This window comes from Nocardia sp. NBC_00881, from assembly GCF_045207455.1.
Taxonomy (GTDB): Bacteria; Actinomycetota; Actinomycetes; order Mycobacteriales; family Mycobacteriaceae; genus Nocardia.
In genome coordinates this window covers 6,867,905-6,893,953 of the sequence record NZ_CP108798.1, presented here as the reverse complement: position 1 = coordinate 6,893,953, position 26,049 = coordinate 6,867,905, and the positions used below count along the sequence as shown (strand labels likewise).

The following is a 26,049-nucleotide window of genomic DNA, read 5'->3' as shown; positions in this document are numbered from 1 at the left end:
TCGGCCACTGCGAACCGGCCGACACCGGGTACTTGGGGGACGACGATGGCGGAACCGGCCGGAGCGGGATCACAGCCGCTCCTCGGACGCGTCTCGATGCGAAATCTGCTGATAGCACAGATCATTGGCCTGGTCGTCGGGTTGATCGCGCTGTTCGCCAGTCTTCCGGCACTACCCGCACTCGGCGCGGCGGTGGTAGCGACGCTGATCCCACTCATCCCGGTCGGCAAACGCACGCTGCTGGACTGGATCGCCACCTGGTGGCGCTATTCCACCCGCCGGGAATACCAGCTCGGCGACACCGTCGACTTCCGCGGCGCGGACGGACGGTCGCTCGGCCTGTACTGGGACGGGAGCCGCGTGGTCGCCGTCGTCGAGGTGCTCCCCCCGCCCGGCGGTCTGACCAGGATCGCCCGCACCACAGTGCACGCCTCGCACCTGCTTCCGCTGCCGGAACTGGCGAATTGCCTGAACCAGCACGACATCCTGCTCAGCGGCATCGACATCATCAGTCATGGGCATCGCAGCCGCTCCGGCACGCCCGCGGGTCAGATCTACGAATCGCTACTCGGCCCGCTGCCCGCCACCGCGCACCGCACGGTGTGGCTCGCGATCAGTTTCGACGCGGTGGCCTGCCCGGAGGCCGCGGCGCGGCGCGGCGGCGGAGCCGAGGGCGCCTCGCGCGCCGTCAATATCGCCACCCAGCGCATCATGCGCACGCTCGAGGATGCCGATTGCAATGCCCGGATCCTGACCGCGGCCGAGATCCGCAAGGCGGTGCTGCAGATCACCGGCGACTTCGCTCCGCGCACGCTCGAACATCGTTGGCGCTACGCGGAGATCGGGAACAGCGTGAACATCGGCAGCGCGGTCGACCCCAAGCATCTCGACTCCGAACTGCTCGCTCAGCTGTGGGTGGCCCCGTCGCGCGACACCACGGTGGCGGTGCGGCTGCGCCCCGGCAACTCGGCCGAGTCGGTAAGCATCGGTGCCGCCTGGCGATTGACCGCACGCGAGCTACCCGAACAGATCGAGCTGGCGGGCATGGTCTCGATGAACGGACGGCACCGCGACGGACTGCTCGCCCATCTGCCGATCGCCGTCCCCGGCCTGGACGACACCGTCCCGATGACCGAGTACCCGATCGACGTGATCGACGCACTGCACCTGCCCTCCTCCGGCTGCGGCCAGTTGATCGGCTCGGACGACGAAGGACAGGGCGTCGCGGTCCGCATCGTCGGCGCGGGCATCTCGACGGTGTATGTTGCGGGCGAGTTGTACTTGGCTCAGCAGTTGGTGTTCCGCGCGCTCGCGGTCGGCGAGCGGATCCTGATCCGCACCGACCGGGCGCAGGCGTGGGAAAACCTGGTCACCACGATCGGCAACCGGGAGCGACTGACCATCGCCGTCGAGACCCACCAGTCCGACGCGGGATTCACCGCGACAGTGGTCGACGGGGTGCTCGCGCCCGCCCCACATGCGGGCGTCACCACCATCTACGTGACGGGCGACCCGATGGGCTGGCCCGCCACCCGTCCCGACCTGGCCATCCACCAGCCCGGCGCGATCGGCAATCACGTCGTCTTGCGCACCGGCGCGGCCCAGGTCGACCTGACGCTGGTGTCCATCCCGCGCGAAGCCACCTACATCGGGCAGCCACGCGGCCGTCGCGCCATGGCCAACCAATAGCTACCGGCCCCGCGGCACGTGCTACGTCAAGCACGGCGGCGAAGATGCGGTTCGGCCGATCCGAGCGAGTCAGCGGGGCCCGCATATCACCAGCACCGTGTGCACGAACCCCGGATAATCGAAATCCAGGCCACCGGCGGCGTACTTCCAGCGGGCGTCGAACGCGAACCGCTCGACCGCCTCCCGATCCGACAGGCCCTCCACCCCGATTCTTCACCAACCCGAACTCGGCCTACAGCACCGCCGAACTCGACTTACTTACGACTACTTAAGTAACCGTGGATATAGCGCCCTTCCCCAATCTCCGTCCTGAGGCAGACCGGCACGCGCCAATCGCAAAGACCCAACCATCGCTGCGTTTCTACTCCGATGCTGGCGAACCACCGACTCGAGCCGGCATGCTGCGGCCGAAGAGTCATAGCGCCACCCCTATCCGTCGCTTCACATCGAGAAGGACATCGAACAGGTGCGTTCCCTGTTCCTCGACACCCTGCGCAACTGGCCCGAAGAAAAATTGCCTTAGACAAGAAGCGCCGAAGCATTGACAGACCTACATCCGATCGTTATCGTCGTCCTTGGTTACAATCTGTACGAGACGAGGAGTATTCGACATCGATCGGGAACGCTTTTCATCTGACTTCCCGAGCATCGCGGTCCACCCGCGCTCGATACTGCGCGAACGTCGACAATAGCTTGTCCGCGTTCCCATATCTTCCCTTTCTTCTTCAACGGTAAGAATATTTCTCGTCAGCTCCCTCTGGTTGAGCAAAGACAAATCGGGAGCGCATATGTCGGCCCAGGTGTCGGCGGTTCTGAACAAAGAAATGCTGGCCAGCCGATGACCGCAACGGCAGTCGACAACAAGGCGAGTTCCAGATCGCTCCCCGCCGAAATATGGATTGTTTCCGTAGCCGCATTCCTCAATCGCACGGCAGGGTTCCTGGCCCTCTTTTCGGCAGTTTTCTACAAATCGATGGATCTGAGCGCATCGGCGATATCATTTGCGCTGTTCGCGGTAGGAGTTTCCGGCGTGCTCGGCTCGCTTGCCGGCGGCTGGTCCGCGGTGCGGTTCGGGCCGGTCAATGTCCTGATCGTCGGTTCCGCCCTCAACGCGCCGCTGTTGCTCTCGCTCGGACTCGTGTCGACGAAACCCACGGCGACCATCATCCTCGCCTCGCTGAGCGTAGCGGTGACGCAATCATTCACCGGACCGGCCGCGACCATCGTGACAGAGTCGACGTATGCGGGCAGCACGGTAACGGCATTCGCCTTTTATCGAGTATTTTTCAACGTCGGAACAACAGTCGTCCCCGCCGTCACCGGAATTATCGGAACCGGCAATTTCACGCCGCTCTTCTTCCTGTCGTCCACACTCTCTTTGACGACAGCAGTCATATTATCGAGTGAGCAGTCTCGAATAACCAGAGTGACCGAGTCCACCGAACTCGAGCCGAGTAACAAGCCGAACTCGACATTCGAGACGGACCGGTCGTACGATACCTACCGCCGAGTACGACTCTGGGCCGTTGTCGTCGTATTCGGCATCGCGATGCTCATTCATGCCACAAGCCTGAGCAGCATTCCACTATCCGTTCAGCGATTGAACCAGGGCGACCGGCTGTATACCGTATTGTTCCTGATCAATCCAGCTGTCATAATTCTTCTGGAACTTCCGCTCAGTTTCTTGGTAGCCAAAGTCAGATGGAATTACTCCTTCGGGCTGGGAGTTTTCATCAACGGCGCAGGGCTAACGCTATGCGGCATCGGGACCAATTGGACCGTCTGCATTGTCGGGTTCGTTATCTTTTCCATTGGTGAAGCAATTTTCGTACCGCTGGTAAACGCGTCCGTCGCGGATATTTCATCCGGCTCCGAGAACGCCCGTTTCCAAGGGTATCTATCGGCTGCGCAGGCGATCGGTTTCGCAACGGGACCGGGCATCGGCGCCTTCGGCGTCCTGCAAAATCCCTCCCTTTTCTGGCTGGTGATTGTGCTGTTTTCACTGGTCGCTGGAGTGGCGGCAACAGTATCGGGAATCAAGATGCGGAGAACCCATGTCGAGTAACTCGGCCGCAAGTGACAGCTCCCCGGCGGCCATCATTAATGCACGGTCCCGTACCGGACAGCGGTCGGGGGTCGACTGGGTCAGTCTGTTCGACGACCCCGGCGAATGCGCCCACCGCTTTCCCGATGTCGAAGTTCTCATCCAGTGGATCGACGACTATCTGATCCGCCCCAACCAAAATCTCGGCCGCACCGGCGCGGTGTGCCCATTCGTCAAGCAGGCTGTCAAGGGACACACCATCTGGACCGCCGTCATACCCGGCGACACCGAGCCGACTGTCGATGCCATGCAGGACATGGTAGATGACGCCATGGACATCTACACCGATCTCATCGACACCGAAACCGACACTCCACTGCACACTGTGGTGACAATTTTTCCGGACCTCACCGATTGCCGCCCGATAGATACGGTGCAGTCCGCCCGCAAGTCCCAGTTCGTCGAGCGCGGACTCATGCTCGGCCAGTTCTATCCGGGATGTCGGCAAACCGGGTTGTGGAACAAGGATTTCTATCCTTTGGACTCGCCCATGCCGATGTTGGTGGTCCGGAAGATGATGAAATCGGACTTCCCGTTTTTGGTCAGCAACCAAGAGTGGCTGTTCGCCTATCTATCGCAATACGCCCCGGATCTCCCTGCCCGACTGCGCCGCTCGATCGCCGAACGGCTACAGGTGCACGGCCAACAGTCCGAATCCTTCGCCGAACTCCGCGTCCACGACATCAACCAGCGACTCGACTAGTGCCGTTCCCAAAACATCAGGTTTCGGCCGGTGACGCGGATGGGTTCGACTTCTGATGAGTTCTCGGTGACCGTCGGATAATGGCAAGCGAGGAAACAGGTTCGGTGCTACCCAGTTGCGCTGGAAGGTTGCGGCGACCAGCCGGACCCGTATCTCAGCACGCAAACCGAATTACCGGCCACGAGAATAAACCACATCGTCTTCGAGCGCGAAGACCAGATCCACACCCTGTCAGGACCAGTGATTTGGGCGATACGGCCTATTGACCCGGGTACGGGTCGGCGGTGCGGGCAGCCCGCAATGTGCGTGCCCACCAAGCCAACTGGCGCAGCATGCGTTCCGCGGCGTCGATCGCGGCGCCATCCCTGGTGTCGCCGGCGTCGTCGAACTGCTTTTTGGCCTGGTGGAAGCTGACCGTCTCGCGGACCGAGACCATGTGGATTTCGGCGACCACCTGCCGCAGCTGCTCCACCGCACGCAGGCCGCCGGAGAGGCCGCCGTAGGAGACGAAAGCGATGGGTTTTGCACGCCATTCGTGTTTGGCGGTGTCGAAAGCGGTCTTCAGCGATGCTGGGTAACCGTGGTTGTACTCGGAGGTGACGGCGATGAAGGCGTCGGCCGCGGCCAGCCGCGCACGGTAGGCTGCTGTCTCGTCGGTCTCGGTGAGGTCGACGGGCAACGGGGTGTGGGCGAGGTCGATGACGCCTGTGTCGAATTCCGGGTGCGCGCGCATGGTGCGCAGAAACCAGTCGGCGACCACCGGCGCGAATCTTTTCGGACGCACGCTGGCCACGATGACCTCGAGTCGCAACGGGGTATCCACCGCGCGAGCCTAACCTCCTGTGTATCGCCCGCGGTGCACGGACACCAGTCACGGACCGCCGCGATTGTTCGGCCCGCCGACGGTCAGAAGGACAGGGCCGAAGAGCGGTGGCGGCAGATACACGCTGTTCGAAAGCGCGACCTGGCGACTCTGTCGCCGCTGCGATGGGCGGGCCGACCGGTACCGCCCCGACCCGACGATCGCGGCGGTACCTCATTCTCGCTCAGTCGATGTCAAGGACGGCTTTGCCGTGCAATCGCCTTTCCAGCAGCGCGTCGACAGCGATGGCCGCGTCGTTCCAGGACCCGCGCCAGGAGATTTGTGCGTCGACCAGCCCGTCGGCGATCGTGCCGGCCAGCCAGGTGAGGTCCGGTGCCAGGTTGTGACAGCCGAGCAGGAAGAATGTCACGACCGACCGGTCGTGCCTGCCCTGATCGCCGAAGAACGCGCCGTAGGGAAAGTTCTCGCCGTCACCGGACGCGTGGCCGACGGCGACCAGGGTGCCGCCTTCGGCCAGCCGCTCGTAGGCGTCCACCAGCTGTCCGCCACCGACCAGGTCCACGACACCGTCCACGGTGCCGGTGAGACCGCGTGGCTCGGCAACGATTTCGTCCGCGCCGAGTGCGCGCAGGCGCAGGCCGTGCGCATCCGGGTCGCCGGTCGCGGCGACCACGGACGCACCACCCTGATGCGCGAGTTGCACCGCGTACCGCCCGACGCCGCCGGTCGCACCGGTCACGAGTATCCGCTTGCCGAGCATCGGTCCGATCCGGTGCAGCGCCCGCAACGCGCTACCGCCCGCGACGGGGATGGTCGCGATGGCACCGAGGTCGGCGCCATCGGGCACGCGACCGATCAGATCGGTGTCGACGGCGCGCAGTTCTGCCCACCCGCCGTCGGGGGCCAGCGTGACCACCGGCGTGCCCGCGGCCGGACCTGATCCATCCGCCGCGACGCGCTCGACGACGCCTGCGGCGTCCCAGCCGAGCACGCTCCCCTCCGGCGCGTTCGCGACGCCGAATGCCACCTCACCGTGGTTGAGCGAGGTCGCTGTCACCCGGATCAACGCCTGGTGCGGAGCGGGTTCCGGATCGGCCACCGATCCAAGGCGGAGGCCCGCGGGCACGGAACGGTCGACGAGCAAGGCACGCATAATCTCCCACTTTCTATAAATTGCTACTCAGTGGCATATTACTACCAGTGGCGTTGGCCGCCGAGGTACGGTGAGGACATGAGCGCGGTGATTCCTGACGAGCTGTCCCTGCGGGACCGCAAGAAGCTGCGCACCCGTCAGGCACTGATCGACACCGCGCTGGACCGGTTCACCGAGCAGGGTTTCGAGGCGACCACCCTCGACGAACTGTGCGCAGCGGTCGAGATCTCCAAACGCACGTTCTTCCGCTATTTCACGAGCAAGGAAGACGTCGCGATGGCACCGACGCAGGACCTGTGGGCAGCCTTTCTGACCGAGTTGGAAAACTCTGTGCTCGGCCTGGACCAGCCGCTGATCGACCTGCTCCACGACACCCTGCGCACCGCCCTGGAACGCATGCCAACAGACGGGTGGGCCGATCGCGCGCTGCGCAGCCGCCGACTCGCCGCCCGGGTGCCGTCGATGAACGCGCACGGTCTGGAATTCTGCGACCGCACCACGCGTGCCGCACTGTCGACGCTCGGCGAGGTCTTCGAGCTCGATCCCCACGACTTGCGACCACGACTCGCACTCGACATCACGATCGCCGCCTTCCACTGCGCGCTGGAGGAATGGACGCTGCGACCGGAACCGGCCGACCGCGACGCGCTCGCCTCCTGCCTGCGTGAGGCCTATGCCGCGGCCTGCGCCAGCACCGCACTCACGATGACGCGACGGGCCAGGCCGTAACGCGGCTTCCCCCCGTCGATGGGCGAACTCTCACCTGAACGCGCTGCGTGCCGCTATGTTCGGCACGACAAGCGCAGTGCAGTCACGGGAGGAGACGAAATGATCCTGGTAGCCGGAGCCACCGGCAATGTCGGCGCGGAACTGGTGCGGACGCTGAGCAAGCAGGGCCAGCCGGTCCGGGCGCTGGTGCGCGACGCGGCGAAGGCCGCCCTGCCCTCCGGAGTCGAGGCGGTCACCGGTGATCTGAACCGGCCGGAGACGCTGAGCGGCGCGCTCGACGGCGTGCACGGCGTGTTCTTGCTGTCCGGCTACAACGACCTCCCCGACCTGCTGAAACGGGCGAAAAACGCCGGGGTGCAACGGGTCGCGCTGCTCTCGGGCGGCTCGGCCGCGCTGCAGGACCTGGACAATGCCGTGTCCCGCTACATGACGCTGTCCGAGCGGGCGGTACGCGCGTCCGAACTGGCCTGGACATTCCTGCGGCCCAGGTCGTTCATGTCGAACTCGCTGCGCTGGTTGCCCCAGCTCGCGGTCGGCGACGTCATCCGTGTGCAGTTCCCCGATGTCCGGGTCGGTGCGATCGATCCCGCCGACATCGCTGCGGTCGCGGCGACGGCGCTCACCGACGGCGGGCTGGACGGGCAGGTCCTCGAGCTGACCGGACCACAGGCGCTGCTGCCCGCCGACCAGATCGCGGTGCTCGCCGCCGCGCTCGACCGCCCGCTCGTCGCGCACGGGCTCAGCAACGAGGAGACAAAGGCCGAGTTGACGGCCACCATGCCCCGGGAGTACGTCGACGCCTTCCTCGACTTCTTCGCCGACGGCACGCTGGACGAGGCGACGCTCTACCCCACCGTCGAGCAGGTGATCGGACGCCCTCCGCGGACCTTCGAGCAGTGGGCGACGGCGCACGCCGACGCGTTCAAGTGAAACGGCCTGAGTGACCCCCATTCACCTCTCCTGACCGAATTCGGGCACCATATTCTCTGGCTATCAGCCTGACCGTGGCATCGGGGTTCGATTTCGGGAGGGAGACTGTGATTATCGGACGCTGGCTGGTGATCGAAACGCTCGGCCAAGCCGACACCTGGTCGGTGCTGGTAGCCGGATCCGCACCGCGGGAGTGGAAGTCGTATCACCGTGCGGTGCCCGCGCGGTTGCAGCCGATCGTCACCGCGGCCTACACCTCCGGCACGGCCGTCGATTACGAACTGCCACCGTCGCGACACGTCTGGTCGGGGCGGCAGGTCCAGGCGGCTCCGCTGCTCGGGCCCGGCGACCGGGTGCACGCGGTCCGACTGTGGGTGGGCAGCGGCGCCCCGCCCGCGCCGGTCGGTGTCACACCGTTCACCGTCGATGGCCGCACCCGACGGGTCGAGGCGGTCCAGGACGAATCCGGCCCGCATTTCGATCGCACTCGCACCGTGTGGATCGGTGCGGAAGTCTTCGAAATGATCGAACGTTTCGACAGCGCACTCGAACTCGTCACCACGATGGCACGCTCGGAACCCGGCGGCCGATGGCTCGACACCGCCACCGTGCGTTCCACCATCGGCCCGCGCACCCTGCTGCTGGCGGCACGCAACCCGGATCCGGACCGCCATCACTGGGTCGGTGTCGCCGTCGACGTCACTGACAGCGTTGCGCCGCAACCCAAGTCGTTCGAGGCGGCCACCCTGGAACTGCTACGCGGCAGGCAATCGAACCGGTACCTTCTCGTCGTCGACCTGGCCCAGGTCCGGCTGGTCCGCTGGGTCACCGAACCTGTCCCCGGATTGCGCTGGGGTGGTGTGACGGACGAACGCACCATGCCACATCCGCACGACCGGCCTCGGATCCTGACCGCCCGCGCCGATGTCCGCGCGGGTAGCCGGCGGGTCCGGCTCGACGGGGTGCGGTTGGCGGCGACCACCGGTGACTGGATCGTCGCCGACGTCGAGGCATCACCCTTGCCCTGCGGCACGCCCGACTTCCCGCCAGCGGCATTCGCGCTGGTCCAACTGGCGGTCGTGGGCCATCCGGCCGCCGAGTGATCAGCTGGTGGCCGCGAACTCGACCGCCCCTGACACCGCATCGGGCTCAGGGGAGTTCGAAGGGAAGCGACACTCCAGCATGTACGCGACACCGCTCACAGGTTTCGGTGCCGTCGACCGCGCCTACCGCGCGGCGGATGAGTTCCTTGAACGGCGCGAGATTGCGCTTGAACTCGGCGAAGACGTCGGCGGCGTGCACGCCGCCGCCCTCCTCCAGCCCCGCGTCCAGATCGGTCACCAAAGCGACTGCCGCATAGCACATTTCGAGTTCGCGGGCAAGCACGGCTTCGGGATGGCCGGTCATGTTCACCAGCTCCCAGCCCTGCGCGGCGAACCATCGGCTCTCGGCGCGCGTGGAGAAGCGCGGCCCCTCGACCACCACCATGGTCGCGGAGTGCATCATCGGCAGCGAGTCGGTCTCGGCCTCGAGGGCGGCGGCACGCAGTTCGTCGCAGTACGGGTCGGCGAACGAGACGTGGATGCCGCCACCGTCGAAGTAAGTCTGCGGTCGGCCGGACGTCCGGTCGACCAGCTGGTCCGGCACCGCGACGGTGCCGGGGCCCCAATCCGCGCGCAGGCCGCCGACCGCGCACGGCGCGAAGATCCGCCGCGCGCCGAGCGAGCGCAGCGCCCACAGGTTGGCCCGGTACGGCAGGGTGTGCGGTGCGTATTCATGGTTCTTGCCGTGCCTGGGCAGGAAGGCCACCGGCCTGCCCTCCACCTCGCCGACCGCGATGGCCGCACTCGGCGATCCGTACGGGGTCTCGACCTCGACGGTCGTCGCGTCGTTGTCGAAGAAATCGTAGAAACCACTTCCACCGATCACGGCGAGCGCAGGCCGAGAGTGCGAACTCATAACGCAATTGTCTCGTCTCGCGTCGACCGCCGCATCGCGGGGCGGCGCTACGGCGCCGGCGCGGCGTCGGGGATGATCACCGGAGGTATCGTTCGACGTGGAGGGGGACGTACCGGGTGCGCGCGCCGACCTGGGCGCGGCCCGTCGTACGGGGTCCTGACCTGACAATTCGCCACAATCAATGTACCCTAGGGGGGTATTGATTCGGTCCGCTCCGCAGACCGGCAGGCAGCGAGGAGACACCGGTGGCCGCCACCCCCAACGATCACGCGACGCACGGCTACATCACCGCCAAGGACGACTACCTCAAGCGGCTGCGCCGCATAGAGGGTCAGGCGCGCGGTCTGCAGCGGATGGTGGAGGAAGAAAAGTACTGCATCGATATCCTCACCCAGGTGTCCGCCATGACCAAGGCGCTGCAAGCGGTCGCGATGGGCCTGCTCGAGGACCACATCAGCCACTGCGTGGTGGATGCGGCGGTCGCGGGCGGCCCCGAGGCCGAAGCCAAGATCAAGGAAGCCACCGACGCCATCGCCCGTCTGGTCCGTTCCTGACCGGTCACGCCCGCGCATCGCCGGTGGCCGGGAACAGGACGCCGATCAGCCGTGCCAGCGGCGATAGACCTCGGCCGCGCCGGGATGCAGTGGGATAGAACCGGTGCTGATCAGCGAGCGACCGTCCAGGAACTGAGTGCCCGCCGCCTCGGTGGGCACCAGCGAATCCGCCTGCCACACCAGGAGCTCCGCGACCGAGGCGGCTACCCGGTTCGGCATGACGGCGGTGGCGAGCAGGAGGTTCGCCACACCGATCGTGTGTACCGCGACGCCACCGGGGTAGGCGTCGGTCGGGATCGCGACCCGGTCGTACACCGGCCCGAACCGCTCCCGCATCGGCGCGGCCAGTTCGCCCATGTCCACCAGCCGCATCCGGCTCGGCACCTCGAGCAACGCAGTCGGCACACCGCCTGCCCACAACAACGCGTCCACGTCACCATCGCCCAACGCGGCCACCGCCTCAGGCAACGGTCGATGCGAAATCGCCACATCGGCGGCGGGATCCAATCCCACGACCCGCAGAATCCGCTCGCCGGTCAGCGCCGCACCAGACCCTTCCGCCCCCAGACTCACCCGCGCCCCGCGCAGATCCGCGACCGCACCGATCGGGCTATCAGAACGCACGACCAGTTGCAGGTAGTTCTCGTACACCCGCCCCAACGCGGACAACGTCGCGGAGCGACTCGATGAGGTGTGGTGGTCGGGCGCTGGGTGGGCCACCCGGTCGGCGCCGTCCCCCACCGAGTCCGAGAGCGCGAGTGCGGCATCCACCTCTCCGCGTGCGAGTAGCGCCAAATTGGCCTGAGAACCCGCCGTGGTGACCCGTTCGATCCGCACGCCACCGTCCTTCGCCGCGGCGGCGCCGAGTAGCCCCGCGAACGCGTGATAGAAGCCGCCGACCTCACCGGAGGCCAGCCGCACCGTGACCCCCGCGGACCGCGGACCGCACCCCGCGACTCCGGCCGCGACCGCGAGGGCGAGGAATCCGCGCCGACCGATGCCACCCAGTTCTCGTCGCGTCATCGGTCCACCGCCGCGGGCAGCCGGACACCGATCGCGAGGCCGTGCGGATGGATCGCTTCGACCGTGAGGGTGCCACCGCGCGCCTGCGTCAGCGCGGCGGCGATCGGCAGGCCGAGCCCGGAGCCGCCGGCCGGTGCCGACGAGCCGCGGAAGAAACGAGTGGTGAGCTTGTCGATCTCGCCGGGCCGCACCCCCGCACCGTCGTCGCGGACGGTCACCGTGACCCAGCCGGGCTCCGTCGCGACGGTCAGCTCGGTGTGCGCGCTGCGACCCGCGTAGCGTGACGAATTGCTCAGCGGGACGTCGAGGATCTGGGCGAGCACGTCAGCGGAGACAGCGACGTCGGCATACGCGGGCGACGGCGCGACGCGAAGTTCCTGGTCGGCGGCCTCGAATGCCGAGCTCCAGGCGTCGAACCGGTCGGCGACGACTTGGACGGCGTCGCAGTGCCTGTCGTCGGCGGCGCTTCGCACGGCGTCGAACGCGGCGGGCGTCTCGGCGACAGCGAGACTGAGCAGGCCGTCGAGCAGCGCGGTCAGGCGGTCGACCTCGGTGCCTGCGCCACGGAAGGTGCTCGCGGCGGTCTCCGGAATCGCGGGCTCCAGGGAGTCGAGTCGAATTGTCAAGGCGGCCAATGGATTACGCATCGCGTGCGCGGTGTCGGCGACGAGCTGGCGCTGCGCGTCCGCGGAATCGGCGACGGCGAAAGCCATGGCGTCGAACGATTCGGCGACCGCCCTCATCTCCGGCGGCCCGCCGTGGCGACCCGCGATCGATACCGGCGTGGCGGTGTCCGCGCGGGGCTTCGGCAGCGTCGCGGTCAACTCCGCGACCGCGTGCGAGAGCGCCGCCAGCGGCCGCAGCACCCAGCGGCTGAGCGTCACCGCCAGCAGCATGAACAACATCATGGCCACCACGCCACCGACCACGATCACCGCCCAGGCCCGCCCGATGTCGGCGCGGGCTCGGGCCGTGGACGCCTCGATCACGACGGCTCCGTTCACCTGCACGCCGGTGCCGACGGGCCGCGCGACGAGCATGGTCGGCGCGCCCCACGGCGCCAGCTTGTCCACCGCGTGCGGACGCTGATTGCGGCGCGCGGCCGCCACCGCCGCGACGACCCCGGGATCGTTCACGCCCGCGCCCGCGTTCACCGCGGTGGTGCCCCTGGCATCGACCACGAGCACGTTCTCGCCGTACAGCTCGTGATAGCGGCTCACCTCGTCGGCCAGCGCACGACTGTCGCCCGTGGTGACGGCGTCGTCGGCGAGGTTGGCGAACCGGTCGGCATCCCCGGAGCGAGCCAGCACCAGCTGCTGGGTGCGGCTGGTCGCGATGGTCAGCGACAGTGGAACCGCGAACGCCAGCACCGCGATGGCCGCGAAGACCGTCAGCGCGGCCAGCAGGCGACGCCGCATCGCACACCTCCGGCCCGCCCGGCCGCGGGCATCGTGCTCACTGCCCCCACCGATATCCGTAGCCGCGAATGGTGGTGATCAGGCCCGGCCGATTCAGCTTGGCTCGCAAGCCGGTCATGTGCACGTCCAGCGAGCGCGACACCGCGACGAAGGCATCGCCCCAGATCCGGTCCATCAGCTGCTGGCGGCTCACGGCGGCGCCCGGCCGTTCCACCAACGCCTCGACCAACTCGAATTCCTTCTGCGTCAATGTCACGGGCGCGCCGGCCACCTCCACCACGCGGGCGCCGAGGTCGACCCGCACGTCACCGGTGACCACCACCGACTGCGCCTGCTGCGCCGCGGCGGCCGCGCGCCGGGTCACCGTCTCCAGCCGCGCTACCAGCTCCGCGATCCGCGGCGGCTTCACCAGGTAGTCGTCGGCCCCGCCGCGCAGGCCGCGCACGATGGAGCGTTCGTCGCTGCGCGCGGTCAGGATCAGCACCGGCATGGTGCTCACCTCACGCAATCGGCGCAGCACCTGCAGGCCGTCACCGTCGGGCAGTCCGAGGTCGAGGATCACCGCGTCGTAATCGCGGTGGGCGATCAGCAGATCCGCCCCGCGGCGCAGGCGTTCGGCACGGAAATTACGGGCGTTGAGCGCCTCCACCAGCGCGTCTCCCACGCCGTCGTCGTCCTCGACCACCGCAAGCCGCACGCGCCGATCCTCCCATAGCGGGTGGATCGGCGCGTGTGCCGGGCAGTCAGTCACGCACAGTGACGAACGGTCGTCCCGGCTCGGCCGCCGCAACGTCGGACCTGGTATCGGCGTCGGTGGTCGGCTCCGCGTCGATCGTCGACGCGGTCGAGGTCTCCCGCATGAAGTAGTAGGTGACCAGCGAGACAGCGATGCATCCCGCGACGTACCAGAAGTACAGTGACTCGTGGCCGCCCTTCTTCAGCGCCAGCGCGATCGTCTCCGCCGTGCCGCCGAAGATGGCGACGGTCAGGGCGTACGGCAGGCCGACACCGAGCGCGCGGATCTTGGTCGGGAACAGCTCGGCCTTCACGATGGCATTGATCGAGGTGTACCCGGTGATGATCACCAGGGCACCCATCATCAACGCCCAGGCCGCGACCGGATTGGTGGTGCGCGCGAGCACAGTCATGATCGGCACGGTCAGCACGGTGCCCGCGACGCCGAAGAAGATCAGCAACTTGCGCCTGCCGACCCGATCCGACAGCGCGCCGGCCAGCGGTTGCAGCACCACGAAGACCAGCAGTGCGACGAAGTTGATCCACGCGACGGTCGACTTGGAGATACCAGAGGTGTTGATCATGAACTTCTGCATGTAGGTCGTGTATGTGTAGAAAGCGACGGTTCCGCCCAGCGTCAGCCCGATAACCAGCAGACATTCGCGCGGGTACTGCAACAGGATGCGCAGCGAACCACGCGACTTCTGTGCACCCGCGGACCCTGCCGTCACGGCATCGGCTGTGCTCTTCGCCCGCTCCGATTCAGCACGGAATTGTTCCGACTCGTCCATGCCGCGCCGCAGCCACATCACGATCAGCGCACCGGCCGCGCCGATCACGAACGGAATCCGCCAGCCCCAGTTGTTCATCTGGGCCGTGTCGAGGAACTGCTGCAGCACGATCTGCACCCCGAGCGCAACGAGCTGGCCGGCAACCAGGGTCACGTACTGGAAGCTGGAGTAGAACCCGCGCTTACCCGCCGAGGCCACCTCGGACAGATAGGTCGCGCTGGTGGCGTACTCACCGCCGACCGAAAGACCTTGCAGCAGCCGGGCCACAAGCAGTAAGGCGGGCGCGGCCAGGCCGATGGTCTGATATCCGGGCGTCACCGCGATCATCAACGAGCCCGCCGCCATCACGGTCACCGACAGGGTCAGCGCCGAGCGGCGACCGAACCTGTCCGCGTACCGGCCCAGCGCCCAGCCACCGATCGGGCGCATCAGGAAGCCGACGGCGAACACGGCGGCGGTGGACAACAGTTGCGCCGTCGGATCGTCCTGGGGGAAGAACGTCTTCGCGAAGTACACGCTGAATGCGGCGTAAACGTACCAGTCGTACCACTCGACGAGGTTGCCGATGGATCCGCGCAAAACGTTCGCGACCACCCGGCGCTCGCCTACTGGCTGTGTCGTAGTCACAAGATCTCCTCACTCCGACGCCTCATCGCGTCGTCGCAGATCAGTGTGTTGGCAGTCACAAGCGCGACGGAATGGCTCTGCTCGCTTCCTAACAGTCCCTTAGGACGATCGTGGCAACGCCCCTGGTGTGAGTGAAAACGGGTTCGGTCCCCGGCTGACGCCGAGGACCGAACGAGTTCGTGTGGCGAAGGAAAGCTCAGGACCTTTCGGCGAGCAACGGCGCGAGGGTGCGCAGCGCCGCGAGGTAATCTTCGCCGAGGATCTGCGGGGCCACGTGGTTCGCGCCCGCGTCGAGGTGTTCGGTCAATCGGGCGGCGATCTGGTCCGGCGTGCCGTGCGCGACGACGGCGTCGAACACCCGGTCGCCGGGTGGGGTGGTGAGGTCGGCGTCGGTGAAGCCGAACCGGCGGAGGTTCGACACGTAGTTTGTCAGGCCGAGGTAGAAACCGATCGTCTCATCGGCTACCGCGTGCGCCGCGCTCGGATCGTCGGTCAGCACGACCTTGTGCTCGGTCGCCAGCAAGGCATCCGTGCCGATCGTGCGGCGGGCCTGCGCTGTGTGCTGTGGCGGCACGAGATACGGCAGCGCGCCCGCGGACCGCTCGGCGGCCAGTTTCAGCACGCGCGGGCCGAGCGCGGCCACAGCGCGGCGCTCGGCGGGCACACCGGCGGCGTCGAGTTCGTCGAGGTACTCGACCAGCGCGTCGTAGGGCTTGCGGTATTCACCGGTGTGTTCCGGGTGCCCGGCGCCGACGCCGAGCAGGAACCGGCCGGGGAAGCGCGCCTCGATCCGGTGGAACGATTCGGCGGCCTCCTTCGCCGCCGACGCCCAGATGTTCACGATGCTCGTGGCCACGGTGATCGTCTCGGTCGCCTCCAGCAGCGGCTCGACCGTAGCGAGATCCGCGGGCGGTGAGGCGCCCAACCACAGCGTGCCGTAGCCCAGCTGCTCCAACTCCCGCGCGTCCTCTGGGCTGAACCCGTTGTACGCCCGCCACACTCCGAACCGTCCGAGACTGTCGAATGTCATGTCCCGACCCAACACAGGCACGCATACCGGTATTCCATGCCCGTCGGCGACACGGGGCTTGGTCCTGACAGGTCGATAGCCCTCGAGGGCGGAGAGGGCTAACGTGGCGGGTGCACAGCTATCGGCGCCCGCCGCCGTGGCAGGCGTCACCACTGGGAAATGGAGGTGATTGCTGTGCTGAGATTCGATCCGTTCCATGACATCGACACCGTCGCTCGTCAGCTGCTCGGTGAAACCGTCGGGACCGCTCGCGCACCGAGATTCATGCCGATGGATCTGTTCAGAGCGGGAGACCACTACGTTCTGAATGCCGACCTGCCAGGTGTCGACCCAGGCTCGATCGACGTCAGTGTCGACAGCGGCACGCTCACCCTGCGCGCGCAACGTACCGTTTCCAGCGAGGAAGGCGTCCAATGGGTCGCCTCGGAACGCTTCGCGGGCACGTATATGCGTCAGCTGTCCCTCGGCGACAACGTCGATGCCGACAAGATCAACGCGACATACAACAACGGTGTGCTGTCGGTGACGATCCCCATCGCGGAACGCGCGAAGCCCCGCCGCATCGAAATTTCCGGCGGGTCCCAGCCGAAGACGATCGAAGCGCAATCAGGGCAGTCGTCGAAGTGACCATCTATTCCCCGCACCCCTGCGCGGGTGCGGGGAAACCTTGTTTCCGAATACCCCTCTCGCTCAACGCCTCAGTCGCCGCAGCATCTCCCGTCCCGGACCGGGACAGACCGTAGCTCGCGCGTCTGCGCATTGCGGGCGGCGAGGTCTCCGTCGGCGGGATAATCGACGCCGATCAGGCTCAGCCCGTGCGCGGGCGCGACGGTGACCGCACTGGAACGCTCGGTCTCGTGCAGCAGCTCGCCGACCCACTCCGGAGTGCGGCGGCCCTCCCCGACCGCGAGGACCGCACCGACCAGGCTGCGAACCATAGACCAGCAGAACGCGTCCGCGCTGACGTAGGCGGTCAGCAGATCACGGTCCCGCACCCAGTCGAAGCGTTGCAGCTCGCGGATGGTGGTCGCGCCCTCCCTCCTGCGGCAGAACGCGGCGAAGTTATGCAGCCCCAATAGCTTTCGCGAAGCCACGCGCATGGCCTCGACCTCGACGTCGGACCGGCAGGCGACCACGCTGCGCGCATGTAACGGCTCGGCGCCGTATGCGGCGGTGGTGAACCGATAGGCGTAGTGGCGGCGGATCGCGGAGAACCGCGCGTCGAAATCCGGCGATGCGAGCCGTGCATCCTTGATCCGCACGTCCTTCGGCAGGAACCGCGCCATCCGATGTACCAACTTGCCCGCATCCAGCTCGGCAGTCGTATCGAAATGCGCTACCTGCCCCTCGGCGTGCACGCCCGCGTCCGTGCGCCCCGCCACGGTCAGCTGGATCGGCTCACGGAACACCTTGCTCAGTGACTCCTCCAGCACCCCCTGCACGGTGCGCAGTCCCGGCTGACGCGCCCAGCCCAGGAAATCAGTGCCGTCGTAAGCGATATCGAGCCGGACACGCGCCCTCGGTGCATCCGCCGCGCCGCTCTCCGGCGCCTGCGTCGCATCGGGTCGCGGCTCGGCCGACGTCGATCCCACCGAATCCTCCACGGTCACACGATCTCCTAGTCGAAACGAACAAGCCCGCCGACCCAGTGCGGGTGGCGGGCTCGTTCGAGAACTGTGACGCGAGGCGTCAGGCGTCCTTCTTGTACTCGGCGGCCCCGTCGACAGACGGAGCTTCGGCGGTCTCGGCGACGGCCTCGTCGGCCTTCTCCTCGACGACTTCGGCGGCCGGCGCCTCCTCGACCTTCTGCGACGCGGCAACACGGCGGGCGCGATCGGCTTCGTTGGTCACGGTCTTCTCCCGGACCAGCTCGATGATCGCCATCGGCGCGTTGTCGCCCTTGCGGGGCAGGGTCTTGGTGATGCGGGTGTAGCCACCCTCGCGCCCCTCGAACGACGGGCCGATCTCCGCGAAGAGGTCGTGCACGACGTCCTTGTTGCGGATGACCTTGAGCACCTCGCGACGGTCGGCCAGGGTGCCGCCCTTCGCCTTGGTGATCAGCTTCTCGGCGTAAGGGCGCACGGCCTTGGCTTTGGCCTCGGTGGTGGTAATCCGGCCGTGCTCGAAGAGCGCCGTGGCCAGATTGGCGAAGATCGCCTTCTGGTGTGACGCCGACCCGCCGAAGCGGGCACCCTTCTTGGGCTTGGGCATTGTGTGGTTCTCCTTGTTTTCGGCCGGTCCGGGGCGCCTACCCCGACGGCCTAGAGCTGTTCGGTCTCGGCGTAGTCCTGCTCGCCACCGTCGGTGTCACTGAATGTGCCGTTGTCGCTCCACGTCCCGGTGCTAGCGTCGTAGCCCACCACGCTGGACGGGTCGAACGACGCCGGGCTGTCCTTCAGCGAGAGGCCCAGCGCGTGCAGCTTGACCTTGACCTCGTCGATGGACTTCTGGCCGAAGTTTCGGATGTCCAGCAGGTCCGACTCGGTGCGGGCGACCAGCTCGCCGACGGTGTGCACGCCCTCACGCTTGAGGCAGTTGTAGGACCGGACGGTGAGGTCCAAGTCCTCGATCGGCAGACCGAACGAGGCGATGTGGTCCGCCTCGGCCGGCGAGGGGCCGATCTCGATACCTTCCGCTTCGACGTTCAGCTCGCGGGCCAGGCCGAAGAGCTCGACCAGGGTCTTGCCCGCCGAGGCGAGCGCGTCCCGCGCGCTGATGGAGTTCTTGGTCTCCACGTCCAGGATGAGCCGGTCGAAGTCGGTGCGCTGCTCGACACGGGTGGCCTCGACCTTGTAGGTCACCTTGAGCACCGGCGAGTAGATCGAATCCACTGGGATCCGGCCGATTTCCGCGCCGGACGCCTTGTTCTGTACGGCGGGGACGTAGCCGCGACCGCGCTCGACGACGAGCTCGATCTCCAGCTTGCCCTTGTCGTTCAGGGTCGCGATGTGCATGTCCGGGTTGTGCACGACGACGCCGCTCGGCGGAACGATGTCACCGGCGGTGACGGTACCGGGGCCCTGCTTGCGCACATACATCGTGACCGGCTCGTCCTCCTCCGAGGACACGACCAGACCCTTGAGGTTCAGGATGATGTCGGTGACATCCTCCTTCACACCCGGAACGGTGGTGAACTCGTGCAGGACGCCGTCGATACGGATGCTCGTAACCGCCGCCCCCGGAATCGAGGACAGCAGGGTACGGCGCAGCGAGTTGCCGAGGGTGTAACCGAAGCCCGGCTCGAGCGGTTCGATGGCGAACTTCGAGCGGTTCTCGGCGACGACCTCTTCGGTCAGTGTCGGACGCTGTGAAATCAGCATTTGGATCATCCTCCTGTTTGGGCGCCCGCTATTTGACGCCTCGTCTTAGGGGTTGTGCGTGATCGTCACTTGCGGTGCCGTTTCGAGCGACCTGCGAGCAGTCGCCAGCGGTGACGATCACGCACCGCTGATTACTTCGAGTAGTACTCGACGATCAGCTGTTCCTGCAGCGGCACATCGATCTGAGCGCGGTCCGGCTCCTGGTGGACCAGGATCCGCAGGCGACCCGGGATGACCTGCAGCCAGCCAGGAACCGGGCGGTCACCAACCGTCTCGCGCGCGACCTGGAACGGCAGCGTGCCGAGCGACTTCTGCTTGACATCGATGATGTCGTACTGGGAGACCTTGAAGCTGGGAACGTCGACCTTGCGGTTGTTCACCACGAAGTGGCCGTGGCTGACCAGCTGGCGAGCCTGCCGACGGGTACGCGCCAAACCTGCGCGGTACACGACGTTGTCGAGCCGGGTCTCGAGCAGACGAAGCAGGTTGTCACCGGTCTTGCCCTTGAGGCGGTTGGCCTCTTCGTAGTACCGGCGGAACTGCTTCTCCATGACGCCGTAGGAGAAGCGCGCCTTCTGCTTCTCCTGCAGCTGAAGCAGGTACTCGCTCTCCTTGATCCGCGCGCGGCCGTGCTGGCCGGGCGGATAGGGGCGACGCTCGAACGCCTGGTCGCCGCCGACGAGGTCGACGCGCAGACGACGCGACTTGCGGGTGATGGGGCCTGTATAACGAGCCATTTTTCGCTATTCCTTTCCCGCTAGACGCGACGCCGCTTGGGCGGACGGCAGCCGTTGTGCGGCTGCGGGGTGACATCGGAGATCGTGCCCACTTCGAGGCCGGCGGCCTGCAGCGAGCGGATCGCGGTCTCGCGGCCCGAGCCCGGGCCCTTCACGAACACGTCGACCTTCTTGACGCCGTTCTCCTGCGCCTTGCGGGCGGCGTTCTCGGCGGCGAGCTGCGCGGCGAACGGGGTCGACTTGCGCGAACCCTTGAAACCGACGTGACCCGACGACGCCCAGGAGATGACGTTTCCGTTCGGGTCGGTGATCGACACGATCGTGTTGTTGAACGTGCTCTTGATGTGCGCGTGGCCGTGCGGGACGTTCTTCTTTTCCCGGCGACGCGACTTCTGGGTCTTCTTGGGGCCGGAGGCCCTGGACTTCGGAGGCATCGGTTATCCCTACTTCTTCTTGCCGGCGACGGTGCGCTTCGGACCCTTGCGGGTGCGCGCGTTGGTCTTGGTTCGCTGGCCACGCACGGGCAGGCCACGACGGTGGCGCAGACCCTGGTAGCAGCCGATCTCGATCTTGCGACGGATATCGGCCTGCACCTCACGGCGCAGATCACCCTCGACCTTGAGGGCCGAACCCTCGATGTAGTCACGCAGCTGCGTGACCTGCTCGTCGCTGAGGTCCTTCGAACGCAGGTCCGGGCTGACGCCGGTCGCCTCGAGGATCTCCTTGGAGCGGGTACGGCCGATGCCGTAGATGTAGGTCAGCGCGATCTCCATGCGCTTCTCGCGCGGGAGATCAACGCCCATGAGACGTGCCATATGGCAGTTCCTTAGTGTCGCGGAGGTCTGCTCCCTGTCCGTCCCCTCGTCTTATGGGGCACCGGCCTCCGAACCGGTGGTAGGCGCGCACGCCCCGGGCGAACCCGGATTTCCGCAGCGTGCGGCTGGTGCTGGGAGTTCTTCTTTGCCAATCCGAACTGCGGTTCGGTGCTTGGCTGGTGCTGCGTCGAGCGACGCCCTCGGCAAGCCTCAGGCGCGGTGGAGCGAGGTCTCCCCCGCTTCCGCTCAGCCCTGGCGCTGCTTGTGGCGCAGGTTGTCGCAGATCACCATGACCCGGCCATGACGCCGGATCACCTTGCACTTCTCGCAGATCTTCTTGACGCTCGGCTGAACCTTCACGTCCGTCCAATCTGTTGTGGTTCACACGGGTGTGAACACAGGTTTCCCCAGTCGGCGACTGAGGAAGTCTCTGTGGTGAGTCTTTCGACTCGACCCCGGCTCGGGCCGGGGCACGGCCGACTCGCACCACTCGACCGCGCTGGGCGATCACTTGTAGCGGTACACGATCCGGCCACGCGACAGGTCGTAGGGCGAGAGCTCGACGACCACACGGTCCTCGGGGAGGATACGAATGTAGTGCTGCCGCATCTTCCCGCTGATGTGCGCGAGAACTTTGTGTCCGTTCTCGAGCTCGATCCGGAACATCGCATTGGGCAGCGGCTCGACAACTCGACCCTCGACCTCGATGGCCCCGTCTTTCTTCGCCATGTCCTCCGCGATCCCGGTTACGCTCAACCTGGTTTGTTTGACTGATTTCTGCTTGTATGGACCGATCATTGGCACAACCGGACGCACGCAAACAGTCGGCGCGTAGGTGCACCGCCGCTCAAGCTTACCGACCTGCCCCCGATCGGGCAAAAATGCCTCCCTGTATACCCGCTCCGTCAGGCGTTTCGAAGCCGCCTTCCCACGCCTGGTGAGCGTCCGGTCCGCCGCCGCGGCGGCATCACGTTGTCGCGTAAACTGACCGCTGTCCAGGTAATCGGGTCGAGCAGATCAAGGGGGACGCGTGAGCGAGTGTAACGAGCGAGCCACAGGGACAGCGCCCCTGGCCGCGACGGAGCCGAGCGCCAGCGAGGTACAGCCGTGAGCGAGCGCAGCGAACGAGCCACAAACACGGGGCCCCTGGCCACGGCAGAGCCGAGCGCCAGCGAGGTACAGCCCAGCGAGGTACAGCCGTGAGCCGTAACGACGACGGCCTCCCTATGCTGCCACCATGGCTATCCGAGAGCGAAGTCACACAGGTCGGCTACGAAGCGCCGGTACAGAACCTTCCGCATGACGACCTGATCGGCGATACCTCCAACCGCAGACGCGGGCGGTTCAAGAACCGGGCACCGGAAGCCGAACGTCCGGAGAAGCGCCGCAAAGGCTGGCGCCGCGACAAGCAGGACGGGCACGTCGGCGCGGAACAGCGTCCGAACGATCAGGGCAGCGCGTACCAGGCCGGACCGGAGGCGCTGCCCCGGGACCAGCGACAGCACGACTCGCGGCAGCCCCCAGTACCCGAGCAGGCGCCACCGGATCAGAACGTATCCTGGGAGGGCGGTCCCCAGCACACCGGCGGCGCACAGCAGGGCCTGCCGACCCGCAATCCCTCGCAGCCCTCCCCGGGATTCCAGCCGTTGGGCAGCAGGGCTGCCGAGCCGTCTGCCCCGAACGGCCGCTCTGCGCCACACCAGCCCCGCAGGCCGGATCTGCCGCCGCCACCGCCGATTCCCGACTCGCCACAACAGGTACTCGGCGAGCGGCCCGGACAGGTGCCGGACGGCGAGAGCGCCGGACCTTCGATGCATGACGGGCGCGTCGGTCCGGCGGCCGAGACGGGCGCGAGTCCGGCCGGGACACCAGGCGAATGGTCCACCGCCCGTCCTACCGGCGACCATCCGAACGGGGAACCGCTTGCCGCGATGCGGCCGAACCAGTGGCCGACGGCTCCTGGGGAACGGTCCGCACCGCCGATCGGCAGGCAGTCCGCCGCACCGCCGGTAGGTGAAGACCCGTTCGTGTCGCCGACTGGTACGGACAGAGCGATGCTGCCCCAAGGTCCGCATCCGGCGGTTCCGCCGATAGGCCCGACCCCTGCGACACCTCCGGTAGGCGACCACCCCGCGATGCCGAACCCAAGCTCCGGGATACCTCCCGAGCCTGTTCATCCGGCGGTTCCGTCGACGGGCCCGAGTTCCGCACCACCAGCAAGCCAGCGGCCCGCGACGCCCGCGACCGGCGCCGGCCCGACAGCGTGGCAAACCGCCGACCGTCCGGCTGTGCCGCCCACCGGCGAAAGCCCGATCGCACCGGCACGCGAGCACCCCACAGCACCGCCCACCGTGCCCCCGGTCGGCGAGCCTCCTTCGACACCGCCGACCAGTCAGGTCGCCACACCGCCTGGCCCTTCTCCCGCAGCCACCGAAGGTCCTGCCGCGACGGGTACCGGCCGTCCGCCACCGTCGTGGCTTGCCGCGCCGAGCCCCGCGCAAGGGGCGGCGCAGCCGAACGCCCAGTCCTGGCAGTCGGGTGCGGCCGGATCGGCGAATTCCCCTCGCATCCAACCCGATATCGCGGCCTCGGGCTGGACCTCCTCGGCAGCGTCCGACATCGCATCGGCTCGGCCCGCCGCAAGCGGACGACACCGACTGCCCCCTGAGGAGATCGACCACCGGCCTGGCCCCCAGACGCCAGGAGAACAAGCGCCGAACTCGGACCAGCAGCCGGTGTCCCAGCCGCCGGTCCCGCAGCAGCACGCCGACCCGGCTCGGAAAGACGCGGACTACGCCCCGAGGCCGCGTGCTTCGAGCGTCCCCACTCCCGAACAGGCTGGTCATCCACGGCAGTTCGCAGGCGGCCCGGCGGCGAGCGGCGAGCGGATCGGCCCGTACAGCCCCGCCGAATACCCGAACACAGGTCCGGCCGAATCAACCGGCCAGCCGGTCCACTTCGTCGGCGGCCCGGCACCGGTCAACGGACCAGCCCCAGTCGGCGGACCCGCCGACCAGTCGCGCAACCTCGCCGAGCACGGCGACTCCCGCGCGCAGGAGGAATCAGGCCAGGCAGCGCCGTACACCGGGGCGACCAGCGACCAGTACCAACCCGACCCCCAGGGGTACGCACAACCCGCTCCACAGGCGGACCGCTCCCCGTGGGGCAACCCGCCGGGATACGCACAGCTGCCCGCCCAGCAGCCGAACTACCAGCAGAGTGCGCAGTACCAGCAGCCTTTGCTGGACAACGTCCCGCGGCGGCAGGTCAAGCGGCCGCCGGGAAGCGGGTGGCGCAAGGCAGTGCACCATGTCTCCGGCGGCGCCATCAACCCCGGCATGTCCGCCGAGGAACGCAGGTTGCAGGAGCTGGTCGCACGGATCAGGCAGCCGGTACGGGGCGACTACCGGATCGCGGTGCTCTCGCTCAAGGGCGGCGTCGGAAAGACCACCACGACAATGGGTATCGGCTCCATCTTCGCATCCATCCGGGGCGACCGGGTGATCGCGGTGGACGCCAACCCGGACTTCGGCACGCTGTCGCAGCGGGTGCCGCTGCAGACCAGATCCACCGTGCGCGATTTGCTGCTCGACCCGTCGATCCAGCGGTACTCGGATGTTCGTAGGCACACCTCGCAGTCCACCAGCCGATTGGAAGTGCTTGCCAGCGAACGTGATCCGGCCGCATCGGAAGCGTTCAGCGAGGAGGAGTACCGCGCCGTAGCGCAAATCCTGCAGCGGTTCTACAACATCATCCTCACCGACTGTGGCACCGGATTGATGCACTCGGCGATGTCGGGCGTGCTCGACCTGGCCCACTCGTTGGTGCTGATCTCCTCCCCCGCAATCGACGGGGCGCGCAGTGCCGCGGCGACTTTGGACTGGCTGTCGCTGCACGGGCACGACCACCTGGTGCGCAACGCGGTGGTGGTGATCAACTCGCCGCGGTCGGGGTCGCCGAACGTGGGTATCCAGCAGCTGCGGGAGTACTTCCTATCCCGCTGCCGGGCCGTGCACATCATCCCGTTCGACCCGCACATGTCCGTGGGCGCCGAGATCGACCTGCACCAACTCCACAAGCAGACCAAGCGAGCCTACGTGGAGCTGGCCGCAACCGTCGCAGACGACTTCGCCACCGATCACCGCCGCTATCGTCCGTGACGCCTGCCGGGCCACCGCTAGCGACTGCTTGCAGGTCGCTCGAAACCACACCGCTAGCGACTGCTTGCAGGTCGCTCGAAACCACACCGCTAGCGACTGCTTGCAGGTCGCTCGAAACAACACGACCCGCCGAGCATCGAAAGATGTGCGCTATCAGGAGAATTCGGTGGCACAAGGAAATCGATGACTCGGCACGCCGACAGCGTGAAGTGCCGAGCTACCGAGTCACCATTCAGGCAGTCGCCGTCTGCCGGCCATGACATCGCGGACCAGATCGTCGTAGGCATCCGCAAGTTCGGCGAGACGATGCCAGGCGCTGTGTAGCAGCTCGTCGTGCGCGTCCAAGGTCATCAACGCGTGGTGCGCACGCACCGACGACTCCGCGAGACGGTCGATCACCGCGCCCACCGTCTCGGTGTGCAATGTCGCGCCGAACCGATGCTGCGGCACGCTGCGCAGCACCCAGTCGTCGATCGCCATGACCAGTTCGGCTCTGCGACGCTCGATTTCGCGGATCACCGCCGGGGTGGTGTCCACCGAGCCGCCGCGGCCGACCAGCCGACGTTCGTGTAGTACTGCTAGGTCACGGGCGAACCACAGCAGCGGTCCGCCGACGACACGGTGCCCGCGACACGCCCGAACGAGTAGGTCGGACATAGGAACTAGTCCGGGTGCCGCAGAATGCACTAGAGAATCGACGCACCTCGGTGTGCCCGGGGGCGCCATTACAACCGTTGAATTCGAACCTG

At 67.0% G+C, this 26,049-nt stretch carries 27 protein-coding genes; 9 read left to right on the top strand and 18 right to left on the bottom strand.

All coding sequences use genetic code 11. The features are described 5' to 3' along the window. Nucleotides 1–45 precede the first annotated feature (45 nt). On the top strand, nucleotides 46–1,689 hold the full coding sequence (gene eccE / locus OH799_RS28975) for a type VII secretion protein EccE (protein ID WP_406270486.1): 1,644 nt from the start codon (nucleotides 46–48) through the stop codon (nucleotides 1,687–1,689). Nucleotides 1,690–1,758: 69 nt separating this feature from the next. On the opposite strand, the gene OH799_RS28970 is transcribed toward eccE, so the two are convergent. After that, complete coding sequence (locus OH799_RS28970; protein ID WP_406270483.1) at nucleotides 1,759–1,893, bottom strand: hypothetical protein; 135 nt, start codon at nucleotides 1,891–1,893, stop codon at nucleotides 1,759–1,761. Nucleotides 1,894–2,527: 634 nt separating this feature from the next. On the opposite strand from OH799_RS28970, the gene OH799_RS28965 reads away from it, so the two are divergent. Continuing rightward, nucleotides 2,528–3,754: an MFS transporter gene (locus OH799_RS28965; RefSeq protein WP_406270480.1), complete on the top strand. Its 1,227-nt coding sequence runs from the start codon at nucleotides 2,528–2,530 to the stop codon at nucleotides 3,752–3,754. Then, complete coding sequence (locus tag OH799_RS28960) at nucleotides 3,744–4,496, top strand: DUF6875 domain-containing protein (RefSeq protein WP_406270477.1); 753 nt, start codon at nucleotides 3,744–3,746, stop codon at nucleotides 4,494–4,496. Before OH799_RS28965 ends, OH799_RS28960 begins: the two co-directional genes overlap by 11 nt. Before the next feature lie 259 nt (nucleotides 4,497–4,755). Here the strand turns inward: OH799_RS28960 and OH799_RS28955 are convergent, their stop codons facing one another. Then, nucleotides 4,756–5,319, bottom strand: a complete 564-nt coding sequence (locus OH799_RS28955) for an NADPH-dependent FMN reductase (RefSeq protein ID WP_406270474.1) — start codon at nucleotides 5,317–5,319, stop codon at nucleotides 4,756–4,758. 223 nt (nucleotides 5,320–5,542) lie between these two features. Then, a complete protein-coding gene (locus OH799_RS28950; protein WP_406270471.1) occupies nucleotides 5,543–6,472 on the bottom strand; it encodes a zinc-binding dehydrogenase in 930 nt (309 codons plus the stop codon). A 78-nt stretch (nucleotides 6,473–6,550) separates the two neighbouring features. On the opposite strand from OH799_RS28950, the gene OH799_RS28945 reads away from it, so the two are divergent. From OH799_RS28945 to OH799_RS28935, 3 genes are all read left to right on the top strand, one after another. Next, the gene (locus OH799_RS28945) at nucleotides 6,551–7,201 is read left to right on the top strand and encodes a TetR family transcriptional regulator (protein ID WP_406270469.1); all 651 of its coding nucleotides are present in this window, start codon (nucleotides 6,551–6,553) and stop codon (nucleotides 7,199–7,201) included. Nucleotides 7,202–7,300: 99 nt separating this feature from the next. Next, nucleotides 7,301–8,131 carry an NAD(P)H-binding protein gene (locus OH799_RS28940; RefSeq protein ID WP_406270466.1) on the top strand — a complete coding sequence of 277 codons (831 nt, stop codon included), beginning with the start codon at nucleotides 7,301–7,303 and terminating at the stop codon, nucleotides 8,129–8,131. Nucleotides 8,132–8,238: 107 nt separating this feature from the next. After that, the gene (locus OH799_RS28935) at nucleotides 8,239–9,234 is read left to right on the top strand and encodes a GAF domain-containing protein (RefSeq protein ID WP_406270462.1); all 996 of its coding nucleotides are present in this window, start codon (nucleotides 8,239–8,241) and stop codon (nucleotides 9,232–9,234) included. Between the two features lie 46 nt (nucleotides 9,235–9,280). Here the strand turns inward: OH799_RS28935 and OH799_RS28930 are convergent, their stop codons facing one another. After that, nucleotides 9,281–10,090 carry an S-methyl-5'-thioadenosine phosphorylase gene (locus tag OH799_RS28930; protein ID WP_406270459.1) on the bottom strand — a complete coding sequence of 270 codons (810 nt, stop codon included), beginning with the start codon at nucleotides 10,088–10,090 and terminating at the stop codon, nucleotides 9,281–9,283. A 245-nt stretch (nucleotides 10,091–10,335) separates the two neighbouring features. Here OH799_RS28930 and OH799_RS28925 point away from each other — a divergent pair, with 245 nt between their 5' ends. Beyond that, nucleotides 10,336–10,644, top strand: a complete 309-nt coding sequence (locus OH799_RS28925; protein WP_357266196.1) for a metal-sensitive transcriptional regulator — start codon at nucleotides 10,336–10,338, stop codon at nucleotides 10,642–10,644. Between the two features lie 45 nt (nucleotides 10,645–10,689). Here the strand turns inward: OH799_RS28925 and OH799_RS28920 are convergent, their stop codons facing one another. The 5 genes from OH799_RS28920 to OH799_RS28900 all read right to left on the bottom strand — a co-directional run bounded on the left by OH799_RS28920 (nucleotide 10,690) and on the right by OH799_RS28900 (nucleotide 16,268). Further along, the gene (locus OH799_RS28920) at nucleotides 10,690–11,667 is read right to left on the bottom strand and encodes a TAXI family TRAP transporter solute-binding subunit (protein WP_406270455.1); all 978 of its coding nucleotides are present in this window, start codon (nucleotides 11,665–11,667) and stop codon (nucleotides 10,690–10,692) included. After that, entirely contained in the window at nucleotides 11,664–13,085 is a 1,422-nt protein-coding gene (locus OH799_RS28915; protein ID WP_406270452.1) for a sensor histidine kinase, read from the bottom strand. Before OH799_RS28915 ends, OH799_RS28920 begins: the two co-directional genes overlap by 4 nt. Before the next feature lie 37 nt (nucleotides 13,086–13,122). Beyond that, nucleotides 13,123–13,782 (bottom strand): response regulator transcription factor, encoded by a 660-nt coding sequence (locus tag OH799_RS28910; RefSeq protein WP_406270449.1) that lies wholly within the window; start codon nucleotides 13,780–13,782, stop codon nucleotides 13,123–13,125. 46 nt (nucleotides 13,783–13,828) lie between these two features. Continuing rightward, entirely contained in the window at nucleotides 13,829–15,238 is a 1,410-nt protein-coding gene (locus tag OH799_RS28905) for an MFS transporter (RefSeq protein ID WP_406270446.1), read from the bottom strand. Between the two features lie 196 nt (nucleotides 15,239–15,434). Further along, nucleotides 15,435–16,268, bottom strand: a complete 834-nt coding sequence (locus OH799_RS28900) for an LLM class F420-dependent oxidoreductase (protein ID WP_406270443.1) — start codon at nucleotides 16,266–16,268, stop codon at nucleotides 15,435–15,437. A 174-nt stretch (nucleotides 16,269–16,442) separates the two neighbouring features. On the opposite strand from OH799_RS28900, the gene OH799_RS28895 reads away from it, so the two are divergent. Beyond that, nucleotides 16,443–16,895 carry an Hsp20/alpha crystallin family protein gene (locus tag OH799_RS28895; RefSeq protein WP_406270440.1) on the top strand — a complete coding sequence of 151 codons (453 nt, stop codon included), beginning with the start codon at nucleotides 16,443–16,445 and terminating at the stop codon, nucleotides 16,893–16,895. A gap of 71 nt (nucleotides 16,896–16,966) precedes the next feature. Here the strand turns inward: OH799_RS28895 and truA are convergent, their stop codons facing one another. The 8 genes from truA to infA form a co-directional block, all read right to left on the bottom strand. Then, a complete protein-coding gene (truA, locus tag OH799_RS28890) occupies nucleotides 16,967–17,872 on the bottom strand; it encodes a tRNA pseudouridine(38-40) synthase TruA (RefSeq protein ID WP_406282700.1) in 906 nt (301 codons plus the stop codon). Between the two features lie 85 nt (nucleotides 17,873–17,957). Next, complete coding sequence (gene rplQ / locus OH799_RS28885; RefSeq protein ID WP_406270437.1) at nucleotides 17,958–18,479, bottom strand: 50S ribosomal protein L17; 522 nt, start codon at nucleotides 18,477–18,479, stop codon at nucleotides 17,958–17,960. A 50-nt stretch (nucleotides 18,480–18,529) separates the two neighbouring features. Next, nucleotides 18,530–19,588: a DNA-directed RNA polymerase subunit alpha gene (locus OH799_RS28880; RefSeq protein ID WP_357266180.1), complete on the bottom strand. Its 1,059-nt coding sequence runs from the start codon at nucleotides 19,586–19,588 to the stop codon at nucleotides 18,530–18,532. A gap of 131 nt (nucleotides 19,589–19,719) precedes the next feature. Further along, nucleotides 19,720–20,325 carry a 30S ribosomal protein S4 gene (gene rpsD / locus OH799_RS28875; RefSeq protein WP_406270434.1) on the bottom strand — a complete coding sequence of 202 codons (606 nt, stop codon included), beginning with the start codon at nucleotides 20,323–20,325 and terminating at the stop codon, nucleotides 19,720–19,722. A 20-nt stretch (nucleotides 20,326–20,345) separates the two neighbouring features. After that, nucleotides 20,346–20,759 (bottom strand): 30S ribosomal protein S11, encoded by a 414-nt coding sequence (gene rpsK / locus OH799_RS28870; protein ID WP_014981768.1) that lies wholly within the window; start codon nucleotides 20,757–20,759, stop codon nucleotides 20,346–20,348. A 9-nt stretch (nucleotides 20,760–20,768) separates the two neighbouring features. After that, nucleotides 20,769–21,140 carry a 30S ribosomal protein S13 gene (gene rpsM, locus OH799_RS28865; protein WP_040686660.1) on the bottom strand — a complete coding sequence of 124 codons (372 nt, stop codon included), beginning with the start codon at nucleotides 21,138–21,140 and terminating at the stop codon, nucleotides 20,769–20,771. Between the two features lie 246 nt (nucleotides 21,141–21,386). After that, complete coding sequence (rpmJ, locus tag OH799_RS28860) at nucleotides 21,387–21,500, bottom strand: 50S ribosomal protein L36 (RefSeq protein ID WP_011207363.1); 114 nt, start codon at nucleotides 21,498–21,500, stop codon at nucleotides 21,387–21,389. A gap of 147 nt (nucleotides 21,501–21,647) precedes the next feature. Then, nucleotides 21,648–21,869, bottom strand: coding sequence for a translation initiation factor IF-1 (gene infA / locus OH799_RS28855; protein WP_003418601.1), 222 nt, complete (start codon nucleotides 21,867–21,869; stop codon nucleotides 21,648–21,650). A 470-nt stretch (nucleotides 21,870–22,339) separates the two neighbouring features. Between infA and OH799_RS28850 the strand changes: the two genes are divergently transcribed. Further along, complete coding sequence (locus OH799_RS28850; RefSeq protein ID WP_406270429.1) at nucleotides 22,340–25,300, top strand: AAA family ATPase; 2,961 nt, start codon at nucleotides 22,340–22,342, stop codon at nucleotides 25,298–25,300. 225 nt (nucleotides 25,301–25,525) lie between these two features. Here OH799_RS28850 and OH799_RS28845 read toward each other — a convergent pair whose 3' ends face one another. Continuing rightward, complete coding sequence (locus OH799_RS28845) at nucleotides 25,526–25,957, bottom strand: DUF4254 domain-containing protein (RefSeq protein ID WP_327112672.1); 432 nt, start codon at nucleotides 25,955–25,957, stop codon at nucleotides 25,526–25,528. Between the last annotated feature and the right edge of the window lie 92 nt (nucleotides 25,958–26,049).